The sequence below is a fragment of the Hathewaya histolytica genome, from assembly GCF_901482605.1.
Lineage (GTDB): Bacteria > Bacillota > Clostridia > Clostridiales > Clostridiaceae > Hathewaya > Hathewaya histolytica.
In genome coordinates this window covers 52,438-66,175 of record NZ_LR590481.1, presented here as the reverse complement: position 1 = coordinate 66,175, position 13,738 = coordinate 52,438, and the positions used below count along the sequence as shown (strand labels likewise).

Here is a 13,738-nt window from a genome sequence, read left to right as displayed (position 1 = left end):
TATAAGGCATAGCATTTTATATGCTAAGTAAAAAACTTTATATACATACATAATTTTATTTATTGACAACATCTATTTAAAACACATAAGATATTCAATATATAAATATTTTCACGGAGGTGATATTCTTGAGTAAAAATATAGATTTAACTGAAGGTAATATATTAAAGTCTCTTGTTTCTTTAGCTCTTCCCATCATGGGAACTTCTTTTATACAGATGGCTTATAATATGATAGATATGCTTTGGATAGGAAGGATAGGTAGTCTTGCTGTTGCTGCTATAGGAACTGCTGGTTTCTTTGTATGGTTTGGACAATCCTTTGTCATACTATCTAAAACAGGTGCTGAAATATGTGTGTCACAAGCATTGGGAGGCAAAAAATATAATGAAGCTAAAAGCTATGCTACAAATGCAATACAGCTAAATATAATACTTTCTATATTTTATTCTATTGTTTTAATTCTTTTTAGAAGTAATTTAATTGGTTTCTTTAAGTTGAATACTAAAGAAGTAATAACCATGTCACAAACCTATTTAATGATAGTTGGGTTTGGAATGATTTTCAACTTTATAAACCCAGTATTAACTGGAATATTTAACGGTACTGGTAATAGCAAGATTCCTTTTAGAATTAATTCCATAGGCTTAATATTTAATATGATATTTGACCCTATCTTAATTTTTGGAATAGGACCTTTTCCTAAACTTGGTGTTAGTGGTGCAGCTATTGCAACTGTGTTGGCTCAATTTGTAGTTACTATGTGTTTCCTAATAGAAATGAAAAGAGAAAACATTGAATTGTTCAAAATAAATATTTTCTCAAAGTTTGAATTTGAATACATAAGAAAACTAGTTAAGCTAGGTCTTCCCGTTGCTATTCAAAATGGACTATTTGCTTTCTTCGCTATGGTTTTAGGAAGAATTATAGCAACTCATGGAGATACTGCAGTAGGAGTTCAAAAGGTAGGCTCTCAAATTGAAGCAATTTCTTGGATGACTGCTGGAGGATTTTCTACAGCCTTAGGTGCATTTGTTGGGCAAAACTATGGTGCTAAAAAGTATAATCGTATAATAAAAGGTTATTTTATAGCCCTTTGTGTGTCTAGCATAGTGGGGATACTTACAACATTATTATTAGTATTAGGAGCAAAACCTATTTTCTCTATATTTATATCAGAAAAAGAAGCTTTACGTTTAGGTATTGTGTACTTAAGAATTTTAGGACTATCTCAATTATTTATGTGCATAGAAATCACGACTGCTGGTGCCTTTAATGGTTTAGGTAGAACTACATTCCCAGCTATTATAAGTATTTTATTTAATGCAATGCGTATACCAAGTGCGTTAATTCTATCTAAACCAGAGATATTAGGTTTAAATGGTGTTTGGTGGAGCATAAGCATTACTAGTATATTTAAAGGGATTATTTTAGTTTCTATTTTTATGATTTTTGTACTTAAAAATAAAAATTTCAAAGCATTATTGCAAGATAGTGTATAATAGAAGTTTCTCCCCTAAGATAGATATATTTATATAAGACTTAAATCTATCTTAAGGGGAGTCTTTTTATATATAAATCCTACTAAACAATTATCTAATTTATACTTAAAAACTTGAGACTTAAATTAATTGTTTTATTTTTCTACTGAATTAAAATATGCTAATATTATTTATATAGTATTGATTATATGAGACTTCAAAACATAAAGGAGAAAAATATGAAAAAAAAGTATTTAATATTATCGCTTATAATAACTACTGCATTCACCCTTTGTTCTTGTAGTATGCAAAGTAGTAGTAAAAGTTCCCCTCTTTCCAAAACTGAATTTTTAATGGGTACAACCGTATCTGTTTCTCTTTATGATAATAAAAAGGAAGATATATTAAATAAAAGCTTTCAAAAAATAAAAGAAATAGAAAATGAAATTAGTATAAATAAAAATGGTACAGAATTAGATAAAATAAATAATTTATCAGGTAAAGAAAAGGTAAATGCTAAAAATACTACTTATGATATTATAAAAAAGGGATTATATTATTCAGAACAGTCCAAAGGATCTTTTGATATAACCATAGGTCCCCTAGTTAAACTTTGGAGTATAGGACTTCCCGAAGAGAAACTTCCTACGAAGAAGGAAATAGATGAAAAAAAGGCTCTTATTAATTATAAAGATTTAGAAATAAATGATTCTAGTCATTCCGTTTATCTAAAGAAGCCAGGAATGATAATAGACCTTGGTGGTATAGCTAAAGGATATACTGCTGATGAGGTAATAAAAATATTAAATGAAAATAACGTTAAATCTGCTTTAGTTGATTTAGGTGGTAATCTATTTGCCTTAGGTAGGAATCCGAAAAACAATAACCCTTGGAAAATTGGTATTCAAGATCCTAAGAACTCTCGTGGAAAAATAGTAGGATCAATAAGTGTTGAAAATAAATCCGTAGTTACTTCTGGAATATATGAAAGATATTTTAAAAAAGATGGTATTAGATATCATCATATACTCAATCCATTTACTGGGTATCCTTATAATAATGAGCTAGCTGGCATAAGTATAGTGAGTGCTAAATCTGTAGATGGTGATGCCCTTTCAACTTTTATATTTTCTAAAGGCCTTAATGAAGGGAAAAAGATAATCGAAAAATATGATGGTGTAGATGCTATATTTATAACTAAGGATAACAAGATATATTTAACTTCTGGACTAAAAGGAAATTTTACTAAAACAAATGAAAATTACAAACTTATATCAGAGTAGATAACTAAAAGCTTATGTATAAATTCTAATCATACATAAGCTTTTCCTTTATACTTTCAAATGATGATAATTATTTAACGGATTAATGCTATTTACACATAAATCATGCTGCTAATAATTTATTTAATATATTAATATTTATATTTGAAAAACCTTCTATTTAATGATATATTATCATTAATAATATTTAATTTATGAAGAAAATATGTAGTAATCATATGCATTCTTTATATATAATTATTAGCTTAATATGTATATATTTGTTAAAGTTTTATCTATCTATTATTAAAAGGAGAGATTTCATTATGACAAAGAAAAGAGTCTTAAGTTTATTAGTAGCAACAGCTATAAGTTTATCAATAATTACAGGTTGTGGAAGTAAAACTGAGCCTAAGAAGGATGATACTAAATCAACCGCTGCTACATCTCAATACAAAGATGGTAAATATAAAGCTGAATATGATAAAGCTGATGAAAGAAAATGGAAAGCATTTATAGAAATCGAGATTAAAGATGGAAAAATAGCATCTTCAAACTTTGACTATGTAAATGATAAAGGTCAATTCAAGAGCAAGGACGAAGGATACAATAAAATGATGAAAGAGCAAGGTAAGAAAACCTGTGCTGAAGAATTTAGTAAAAAATTTAATGAAGGATTGGTTAGTAAACAAGATGTAGAAAAAGTGGACGGTGTATCTGGAGCTACTCACTCTTTCGATGATTTTAAAACTCTATCTTCTAAAGTTTTAAGTGAAAAAGCAACTAAAGGTGATACATCTACTTTATTAGTACCAGCACCAACACCATCTAAATAAAAAACATATACTTTTCTATTTGCAAAACAGTTAAATCCTATATGATAAATACCTCCTTAAAGTAGTTACAGTAAATACTTTTATACCTACTTTAAGGAGATTTCTTTTTTATAATAAACTTATGATTCACTTAAAATTAAATATAAAAAAACCATCTTAATTACTTAAGATGGTTTGGTGGCTAGACCAGGAATCGAACCAGGGACACGAGGATTTTCAGTCCTCTGCTCTACCGACTGAGCTATCCAGCCATATTGGCTCCGAAGAGAGGATTCGAACCTCCAACCTATCGGTTAACAGCCGAGTGCTCCACCATTGAGCTACTTCGGAATAATATTTACCCGGCAGTGTCTTACTCTCCCACAGGGCTTCCCCTGCAGTACCATCAGCGCTGTAAAGCTTAACTTGCCTGTTCGGTATGGGAAGGAGTGTTACCTTTACGCCATTACCACCGGATATGTTGTTGTTAGACGGTATACATTGAGAGATCGTTCTCTCAAAATTGCACAATGAAAACTATATTGGTCAAGTCCTCGACTTATTAGTATGAGTCAGCTACACATGTTACCATGCTTACACCTCTCACCTATCAACCTTGTGTTCTTCAAGGAGTCTTACTGACTTTCGTCATGGGAAATCTAATCTTGAGGTGGGCTTCACACTTAGATGCTTTCAGTGTTTATCCCTTCCCGACATAGCTACCCAGCTGTGCCACTGGCGTGACAACTGGTGCACCAGAGGTCAGTCCATCCCGGTCCTCTCGTACTAAGGACAGCTCCTCTCAAATTTCCTGCGCCCGCAGCGGATAGGGACCGAACTGTCTCACGACGTTCTGAACCCAGCTCGCGTGCCGCTTTAATGGGCGAACAGCCCAACCCTTGGAACCGACTTCAGCTCCAGGATGCGACGAGCCGACATCGAGGTGCCAAACCTCCCCGTCGATGTGGACTCTTGGGGGAGATCAGCCTGTTATCCCCGAGGTAGCTTTTATCCGTTAAGCGATGGCCCTCCCACGAGGTACCACCGGATCACTAAGCCCGACTTTCGTCCCTGCTCCACTTGTATGTGTCGCAGTCAGGCTCCCTTCTGCCTTTGCACTCTACGCGCGATTTCCGACCGCGCTGAGGGAACCTTTGGGCGCCTCCGTTACACTTTCGGAGGCGACCGCCCCAGTCAAACTGCCCACCTAACAATGTCCGACGACCAGATTCATGGCCTTTCGTTAGAATTCCAGTACTGTCAGGGTGGTATCCCAAGGATGACTCCATACCCCCTGACGAAGGTATTTCCAAGTCTCCCACCTATCCTGTACAGACAATACCGAAATTCAATGCTAAGCTACAGTAAAGCTCTACGGGGTCTTTCCGTCCAACTGCGGGTAGCAAGCATCTTCACTTGCACTACAATTTCACCGGATTTGTTGTTGAGACAGTGCCCAGATCATTACGCCATTCGTGCGGGTCGGAACTTACCCGACAAGGAATTTCGCTACCTTAGGACCGTTATAGTTACGGCCGCCGTTTACTGGGGCTTAAGTTCACTGCTTCGCTTACGCTTACAGATCCCCTTAACCTTCCAGCACCGGGCAGGCGTCAGCCCCTATACATCAGCTTACGCTTTAGCAGAGACCTGTGTTTTTGTTAAACAGTTGCCTGGGCCTATTCACTGCGGCCTAGCTTTCGCTAGGCACCCCTTCTCCCGAAGTTACGGGGTCAATTTGCCGAGTTCCTTAACAACAATTCTTCCGCCGGCCTTAGGATTCTCTCCTCATCTACCTGTGTCGGTTTGCGGTACGGGCACCAAATTTCTCCATAGAGGCTTTTCTTGGCAGCGTGGAATCAGATACTTCGCGAAAAAAATCGCTCCTCGTAACACCTCAGCATTGACTAAACGGATTTGCCTGCTTAGCCTGCCTAAGTGCTTGAACACACACTCCAACAGTGTGCATACCCTATCCTTCTACGTCACCCCATTTGTCAAACGAAGTTTGGCGGTATCGGAATATCAACCGATTGTCCATCGCCTACGCCTTTCGGCCTGGGCTTAGGTCCCGACTAACCCTGAGAGGACGAGCCTTCCTCAGGAAACCTTAGATATTCGGCCAATAGGATTCTCACCTATTTCTCGCTACTCATGCCAACATTCTCACTTCTGCATCGTCCACCGCTCCTTTCGGTACGACTTCAACCAATGCAGAAAGCTCCTCTACCATGTACATAGTACATCCATAGCTTCGGTGGTAAGTTTTAGCCCCGGACATTTTCGGCGCAGGATCTCTTGACTAGTGAGCTATTACGCACTCTTTAAATGAATGGCTGCTTCTAAGCCAACATCCTAGTTGTCTTAGAAATCCCACATCCTTTACCACTTAACTTACACTTTGGGACCTTAGCTGATGGTCTGGGCTCTTTCCCTTTTGACTACGGATCTTATCATTCGCAGTCTGACTGCCAGGATACAAGTATACGGCATTCGGAGTTTGATAGAGTTCGGTAAGCGGTGAAGCCCCCTAGCTCATTCAGTGCTCTACCTCCATTACTTAATTACCTGACGCTAGCCCTAAAGCTATTTCGAGGAGAACCAGCTATCTCCGAGTTCGATTGGAATTTCTCCGCTATCCACAGCTCATCCCATGGTTTTTCAACACCAACGTGGTTCGGACCTCCACGAAATTTTACTTTCGCTTCATCCTGGCCATGGATAGATCACTCGGTTTCGGGTCTACGACATGCAACTAATTCGCCCTATTCAGACTTGGTTTCCCTTCGGCTCCACACCTTCAGTGCTTAACCTCGCTACATATCGTAACTCGTTGGCCCGTTCTACAAAAAGTACGCCGTCACACATATAAAGTGCTCCGACCGATTGTAGGCACACGGTTTCAGGTTCTATTTCACTCCCCTCCCGGGGTTCTTTTCACCTTTCCCTCACGGTACTTCTTCACTATCGGTCACCAGGTAGTATTTAGCCTTGGGAGGTGGTCCTCCCTGCTTCCCACAAGGTTTCACGTGTCTCGTGGTACTCTGGATCAGATCTGTAGTCTTCTTGTTTTGTTTACAGGACTATTACCTTCTATGGTGAAGCTTTCCAGCTTACTTCAACTACAATAGCCTCTACGTTTATGATCTGTCCGCAACCCCAGAAACAAGTTTCTGGTTTGGGCTCTTTCCCTTTCGCTCGCCGCTACTTAGAAAATCGATTTTTCTTTCTCTTCCTCCGGGTACTTAGATGTTTCAGTTCCCCGGGTCTACCCTCCTGAACCTATGTATTCAGTTCAGGATATATACTGTTAGGTATATGAGTTTCCTCATTCGGAAATCTGTGGATCACAACCTATGTGCGGCTACCCACAGCTTATCGCAGCTTATCACGTCCTTCTTCGGCTCCTGGTGCCAAGGCATTCGCCATGCGCCCTTTCTAACTTGACCTATCATGAGTAACTAAATTAATTTATATTAATCAGTTAATTATAGTTTATTTATTCATTGTGCAATTTTCAAAGAACAAAATTGAAGAACTTTAGTCCTTCAAAATTAAACAGAGTAAGTGCTCGCTACGAAAAGGCGATAGCCTTCTCGATTTCTCCTTAGAAAGGAGGTGATCCAGCCGCAGGTTCTCCTACGGCTACCTTGTTACGACTTCACCCCAATCATCGATCCCACCTTCGGCCGCTGGCTCCTTACGGTTACCTCACGGACTTCGGGTGTTACCAACTCTCATGGTGTGACGGGCGGTGTGTACAAGGCCCGGGAACGCATTCACCGCGACATTCTGATTCGCGATTACTAGTAACTCCAGCTTCATGTAGGCGAGTTGCAGCCTACAATCCGAACTGAGATTGGCTTTGTGAGATTGGCTCCACCTCACGGTCTTGCTTCTCTCTGTACCAACCATTGTAGCACGTGTGTAGCCCTGGACATAAGGGGCATGATGATTTGACGTCATCCCCACCTTCCTCCTGGTTACCCAGGCAGTCTTGCTAGAGTGCTCAACTTAATGGTAGCAACTAACAACAAGGGTTGCGCTCGTTGCGGGACTTAACCCAACATCTCACGACACGAGCTGACGACAACCATGCACCACCTGTCACCGAGTTCCCCGAAGGGCACTCCTATGTTTCCACAGGATTCTCGGGATGTCAAGCCCAGGTAAGGTTCTTCGCGTTGCTTCGAATTAAACCACATGCTCCGCTACTTGTGCGGGCCCCCGTCAATTCCTTTGAGTTTTAATCTTGCGATCGTACTCCCCAGGCGGGGTACTTAATGTGTTAACTGCGGCACCGGAGTATTGAAACCCCGACACCTAGTACCCATCGTTTACGGCGTGGACTACCAGGGTATCTAATCCTGTTTGCTACCCACGCTTTCATGCCTCAGCGTCAGTTACAGTCCAGAAAGCCGCCTTCGCCACTGGTGTTCTTCCTAATATCTACGCATTTCACCGCTACACTAGGAATTCCGCTTTCCTCTCCTGCACTCTAGATATCCAGTTTGAAATGCAGCACCGGGGTTAAGCCCCGGGATTTCACATCCCACTTAAATATCCGCCTACGCATGCTTTACGCCCAATAAATCCGGACAACGCTTGCCACCTACGTATTACCGCGGCTGCTGGCACGTAGTTAGCCGTGGCTTCCTCCTCAGGTACCGTCATTATCGTCCCTGAAGACAGAGCTTTACGATCCGAAGACCTTCATCACTCACGCGGCGTTGCTGCGTCAGGGTTTCCCCCATTGCGCAATATTCCCCACTGCTGCCTCCCGTAGGAGTCTGGGCCGTGTCTCAGTCCCAATGTGGCCGATCACCCTCTCAGGTCGGCTACGCATCGTCGCCTTGGTGAGCCGTTACCTCACCAACTAGCTAATGCGCCGCGGGTCCATCTCAAAGCGGATTGCTCCTTTAATCTTTCTAACATGCATTAAAAAGATATTATGCGGTATTAATCTCCCTTTCGGGAGGCTATCCCCCTCTTTGAGGCAGGTTACCCACGTGTTACTCACCCGTCCGCCGCTAATCCGTTCCCCGAAGGGAACTTCATCGCTCGACTTGCATGTGTTAAGCACGCCGCCAGCGTTCGTCCTGAGCCAGGATCAAACTCTCAATTTAAAAGTTTTCCTTCTTGCTCAAGCATTTTACTGACTTGAATTGTTTTTTCTTTTTCTCAAAAGAATGCGAGTTCTTTTATCTTACTCTGTTTAATTTTCAAAGACCAATTTGTCTTAATCTAACGACAATTGTTATTTTAGCAAATAATTTGTATGTTGTCAAACTATTTTTTTATTGTTGTTAAATTTATTTTGTGTTCTTTTGGAGAACGATTTATATAATATCACATCTTTCATACTCTTTTATTATGATTACCGCGTTTAAATAAAACATTCTCATTTTTTCTCTTTTTATTATTATTTTTCTCTATTTTACTCATATAGATACACAAGGATAAGTTTATTTTGATTTTTACATTAAAAATACAACCCTATTACTCAAAACAACATTTTTTATTTTAAAAAACACTATTTTAAATTAGGATTGTATCAAAAATTCTATTTAATTATATATAAAATTCTAAAATTGTTCTTTCCAGTTACATGTTCTATAAAACATAATATGATCTCTCCATTCGCCATTAATAAAGAGATATTTTTCATTTACTCCAAGCTCTTTAAAGCCACATGATTTCAGTACCCTTTGAGACTTTTCATTATCTAAAAGTGTAGATGCTTCTATTCTATGAAGTTCAAGAACCTCAAAGACATATCTCATAGAAAGCTTTAGTGCCTCTTTCATATATCCTTTTCCTTGTTCAACTTCATCCATAGAATATCCTACAGTACAACTCTTTAAAATGCCTAAGACTATATTAGAAAACCTTATTTTCCCTATAAGATTATTTCCTTTAAATATACCAAAACTAACTTCTTTTCCATTAAGATATTCTTTATAAGATTGAGTAAGATTATTTTTTTGACCTGCTAGTGTGAAGTATTCCTTATCCCTTGATGGCTCATAAGGTTTAAGATGATTCTTATTTCTTATACAATACTCTAGTGAAACCTGACTATCCTCTGGAGTTAATATTTTAAGTTCTATGTTGTTTCCTTTTAAAGAAAATCTATTTTTTATTTTTCCAATTCTAAACTGCTCTATAGTAATTCCAAATAAAAATTCAGACTTATAATTATTAACACCGCAATATATAGTATCTTTTAAAATCCCTTCTAACTTGAATCCTTTTTCTATTATAGATGAGAAATCAAATTCTTCACTTACTATCAAATTTATCTTAAATAAATCTTTCTTACAGAAAAATGTATCTGTTAGTATATCTAAACTTTCTAATATATGCTCAAAGTACTCTTCTGTTTTCTTGTAAAACTTAAGTCTTATAAGTACATTTTTATTCTTTTTATCAAACTCTATTATAAATACTCTTCCTAGATTTATACCCACAACGTCTTTTATTATGTATTCACTAGGATTATCTTTTATAGTTTCTATACTAATTAATTTATTATTCACCATTTTGACCGCCTTAGATAATTAAATATTGTTTTTTAAATTGTTTTTTATAAGGATCTGAGTACATAAAGATATAAATAAACCGAGTGGGATTATTAGGAAGGCATATCTTGCTCCCACAAATTCATTTAATGCACTTAATATGAAATTAAAAATCATACTAATTATACTTGCTACAGATACTATTATTCCCGTTACATAGGAAGAATCCCTCTTAAATGCCTCAGATATACTTAAAACAATAGTTGGGAATGTTATAGCAAAAAATCCACCCGATATTGCTATATATACAAATCCTTTTTCTCCTAAAAGAACACCAGATAAAAACAATACTAGCGCTATAGCTGTAGAATACATTACAGAGTTTATATAACCAAGCTTTTGTGCTACAAATCCGCCTAAAAGCCTACCTATTGCAAATAATGCTGTAAATATTGATAGATATTTAGTCGCACCGGCTACAGTAAGACCATAACCCCTTTGTATATAATTAACTAGCCAACTTAAGGTTCCCCCTTCTGCAAAAATATAAAAACCTAATGCTATAACATAAAAATATACAAGCTTATCTTTAAATAAAATTTCACTATGCGTTTTTTCTTCTTTAACAACACTTATCTCTGGTATTTTAATAAAATAAAAGCATATACCTATTACAATATACATTATGGCTATAATAAAATAAATATATTTCCAAGAAATATTTTTATTTAGTAAATATCCGGCTGAGCTTGTCCCTACTGTAATACCTAATCCATAGAAAAAATGAGTTAAATTCATAAGTACAGCTTGAAAACCTATGGATATTGTAGGAATAATGGTATTTATAGCTATAGCGCATAATGATAATGCTCCATTTAATATAAATGTATCTATAAATAATATGTATACATTATCAGTTATTGAATATAATAAACAAGCAATAACCCCCATAAATATACCTAAAATAAACACCTTATTTTGTCCTATTTTCTTGGATAACAATCCACCGAAATATGTAAATATTATATAAGCAAACGAACCTACCAGTAACCATATACCTATAACACTATCACTTATATTGAAACTAGTTTTGAATATAGGAATAAATATCCCCTTCATATTTTCTGCTATAGCGTCCAAAACCATTAACATAAACATGAATATTATAAGCGAAAAATACTTGTTCTTGATCAAACTTTTGTTTTTCAAATTTTTTTCTCCCCTCTCGCAATGTAAGCAATTTTTATTATATCATAATTATGTATTTAAATAAGGAGATTTTCTATTAAGTTAAATTTGAAATATAATAAAAAGAGTGACATATTTTTATTATATTATCACTCTATATAATTTATATAATTTAAGTTTGATCTAGCGAAGATAAAACTTTATCATATAGATTCTTTTCGCACTTATTATGTTTTAGATGTTCACAATTTATACAGCTTATAGATTCTTCACTTCCTATGTTAGAAATAAAATCTTTTCTCTTATTTTTATTTTCATAACCATAACAACTGTTAGCAACATGCATCATATCTTGTAAGCTTGCTGAATTGTACATTAAAATCACCCCATCAAATTCATAAGTTGTTTTCCATACTATTTAAGCTTTAATTTAAACTAATAATTTCTTTCATAACATTGAAAATTTTCTTAGTACATTGACCATGCTTATAATTTATACATCTACTACAAGTGTTATTATTAAATGATTTATCTATTATAGAAATTTTATCAACATACTCATTACAATTTTCTGCAATTACCATTTTTAATTGTTTGTCTATCATAAATTTCACTCCTAGATAACCTTTTTTATAAAGTTTATATAAGATTATTATTACCAACTTAACAAAATTTAATGTAAAAACACTGTTATTATAGTTATTAAAATAAAAAAGTATCTTAGAAATACTTATATAAGTATTTCTAAGATACTAGTTAGTGTTAATCAATTATTAATAAAAATACCTTTCAGTGTATAAAGGTGATTCAGTTTCTCTACAATATCTTACTATAATACATTCTCCTAAATTCCTTGGGCATTTTAAGCACATGCAATCTTTAGCATTTCCTTTGCAGTTCTGAGTCTTAAATTCAGGACAACTTAAACAATTTTTTGCTATAACTTCTTTCATATCATCGCCTCTTTTATTTATGAATAACATACATAAAATTTTATCACTTTATAGATTATAGTAAAGTCTTTATAAAAAATTTATATTTATAGTATCTACCCCTCCAAAAACAAAAGATTTATTGATATAATATAAAGTGCGTAAGATTTATACAATTAAGATAATTCAAAAGTTTAATAACTAAGGAGGTTCTTAATGGCTCATAACATTAAGCGAAAAATTTATAAAACCTACTACGTTATGATTGGTTATTTTTTAATCTTTGCATCAGTAGGACTAATAATGGATAAACCGAAAAAAGTATTTTTAGGACTAAAAAACATTTTATTTCAATCTAATATATTAATAACAGACTACGTTGCCCTTGGCGGTATAGGTGCTGCCCTTTTTAATGCAAGTATCCTCTCAATAATATTCCTATTTTTATTTATATATGTAGGTATAAAACCTAATGGTTCTACTATATCATGTCTATGGCTAATGTTTGGATTTGGCCTATTTGGTAAGAACTTATTAAACGTTTGGCCTATAGTTTTTGGTGTATGGCTTTATTCTAAATATCAGAAAGAACCATTCCTAAATTATATACTAATAGCTAGTTTCGGTACAACCTTAGCTCCAACATTAAATGAATTAATCTTTACAAATATTTTTCCACTATACATTTCAATACCTTTTGCTTTATTTATTAGTACAACTATAGGCTTTATCCTAAGCCCAGTTACCTCTTATTGTATTAGAATACATCAAGGATATAATCTTTATAATACAGGACTTTCTGCAGGACTTATAGGCACGGTTCTAATGTCTATATTTAGAGCCTTTGGAATAAATTTTGAAACAAGATTAATTTGGGCAAAAGGACATAACTTATTTTTTGGTACACTTTTAATTTGTATCTTTATCTCATTTATAATTTTAGGATATATTTTTGATAAAGAGACCTTTAAAAAGCTAAAAAAAATATTTAAACAACCAGGTAGACTTGTTAGTGACTTTTATATAATGTATGGAAGTGGAGCAACTTTTGTAAATATGGGTATACTTGGTATGACTTTTACAATTCTAGTGATACTAATAGGAGGGGATCTTAATGGTCCAACTATGGGAGGTATATTTACGGTAGTCGGCTTTGGTGCCTTTGGAAAGCACTTGAGGAATGTAATTCCTGTTACTGTAGGTGCAATGTTATCTTCATTCTTAAATATATGGGCAATAAACTCTCCAAGTATGCTACTTGCCATACTGTTTAGTACCACTTTAGCTCCTATAAGTGGTCACTTTGGATGGATATTTGGAATTATAGCTGGATTTACTCACGTTTGTATGGTAATGAATCTTGGCTATTTACATGGTGGAATTAATCTATATAATAATGGATTTGCAGGTGGTATAGTAGCTATGATTTTAGTACCTATTATTACCTCATTTAAAGATAAAGTGGTGAGTTCTGTAGATTAAATTTAACAATTTATTTTAAAAAACTTATTGTATTTATATTACAATTAAAATATAATA

The 13,738-nt window shown here is 35.3% G+C and carries 9 protein-coding genes, 2 tRNA genes and 3 rRNA genes; 4 read left to right on the top strand and 10 right to left on the bottom strand.

The genetic code is table 11. The features are described from left to right. Window positions 1–128: 128 nt before the first annotated feature. The 3 genes from FGL08_RS00345 to FGL08_RS00335 all read left to right on the top strand — a co-directional run bounded on the left by FGL08_RS00345 (window position 129) and on the right by FGL08_RS00335 (window position 3,579). On the top strand, window positions 129–1,502 hold the full coding sequence (locus FGL08_RS00345) for an MATE family efflux transporter (RefSeq protein WP_138208924.1): 1,374 nt from the start codon (window positions 129–131) through the stop codon (window positions 1,500–1,502). Between the two features lie 218 nt (window positions 1,503–1,720). After that, a complete protein-coding gene (locus FGL08_RS00340; RefSeq protein ID WP_138208923.1) occupies window positions 1,721–2,764 on the top strand; it encodes an FAD:protein FMN transferase in 1,044 nt (347 codons plus the stop codon). Between the two features lie 305 nt (window positions 2,765–3,069). Further along, on the top strand, window positions 3,070–3,579 hold the full coding sequence (locus tag FGL08_RS00335) for an FMN-binding protein (protein WP_138208922.1): 510 nt from the start codon (window positions 3,070–3,072) through the stop codon (window positions 3,577–3,579). A gap of 175 nt (window positions 3,580–3,754) precedes the next feature. On the opposite strand, the gene FGL08_RS00330 is transcribed toward FGL08_RS00335, so the two are convergent. From FGL08_RS00330 to FGL08_RS00285, 10 genes are all read right to left on the bottom strand, one after another. After that, window positions 3,755–3,830, bottom strand: a tRNA-Phe gene (locus FGL08_RS00330). 4 nt (window positions 3,831–3,834) lie between these two features. Further along, window positions 3,835–3,909 (bottom strand) — tRNA-Asn (locus FGL08_RS00325). A 9-nt stretch (window positions 3,910–3,918) separates the two neighbouring features. Continuing rightward, window positions 3,919–4,035: ribosomal RNA gene (gene rrf / locus FGL08_RS00320) — 5S ribosomal RNA — on the bottom strand. Window positions 4,036–4,100: 65 nt separating this feature from the next. After that, a 23S ribosomal RNA gene (locus FGL08_RS00315) occupies window positions 4,101–7,007 on the bottom strand. 162 nt (window positions 7,008–7,169) lie between these two features. After that, window positions 7,170–8,684: ribosomal RNA gene (locus tag FGL08_RS00310) — 16S ribosomal RNA — on the bottom strand. Together the 16S, 23S and 5S rRNA genes with 2 tRNA genes alongside form the textbook arrangement of a ribosomal RNA operon. A 459-nt stretch (window positions 8,685–9,143) precedes the next feature. Then, window positions 9,144–10,100 (bottom strand): GNAT family N-acetyltransferase, encoded by a 957-nt coding sequence (locus tag FGL08_RS00305; RefSeq protein ID WP_138208921.1) that lies wholly within the window; start codon window positions 10,098–10,100, stop codon window positions 9,144–9,146. Between the two features lie 18 nt (window positions 10,101–10,118). Beyond that, the gene (locus FGL08_RS00300) at window positions 10,119–11,288 is read right to left on the bottom strand and encodes an MFS transporter (protein ID WP_138208920.1); all 1,170 of its coding nucleotides are present in this window, start codon (window positions 11,286–11,288) and stop codon (window positions 10,119–10,121) included. Between the two features lie 151 nt (window positions 11,289–11,439). Further along, entirely contained in the window at window positions 11,440–11,643 is a 204-nt protein-coding gene (locus FGL08_RS00295; RefSeq protein ID WP_138208919.1) for a hypothetical protein, read from the bottom strand. Between the two features lie 49 nt (window positions 11,644–11,692). Further along, a complete protein-coding gene (locus FGL08_RS00290) occupies window positions 11,693–11,872 on the bottom strand; it encodes a hypothetical protein (RefSeq protein WP_138208918.1) in 180 nt (59 codons plus the stop codon). A 168-nt stretch (window positions 11,873–12,040) separates the two neighbouring features. Further along, entirely contained in the window at window positions 12,041–12,220 is a 180-nt protein-coding gene (locus FGL08_RS00285) for a hypothetical protein (protein WP_138208917.1), read from the bottom strand. A gap of 195 nt (window positions 12,221–12,415) precedes the next feature. Between FGL08_RS00285 and FGL08_RS00280 the strand changes: the two genes are divergently transcribed. Next, on the top strand, window positions 12,416–13,681 hold the full coding sequence (locus FGL08_RS00280) for a DUF1576 domain-containing protein (protein ID WP_138208916.1): 1,266 nt from the start codon (window positions 12,416–12,418) through the stop codon (window positions 13,679–13,681). The last annotated feature ends 57 nt before the right edge of the window (window positions 13,682–13,738 follow it).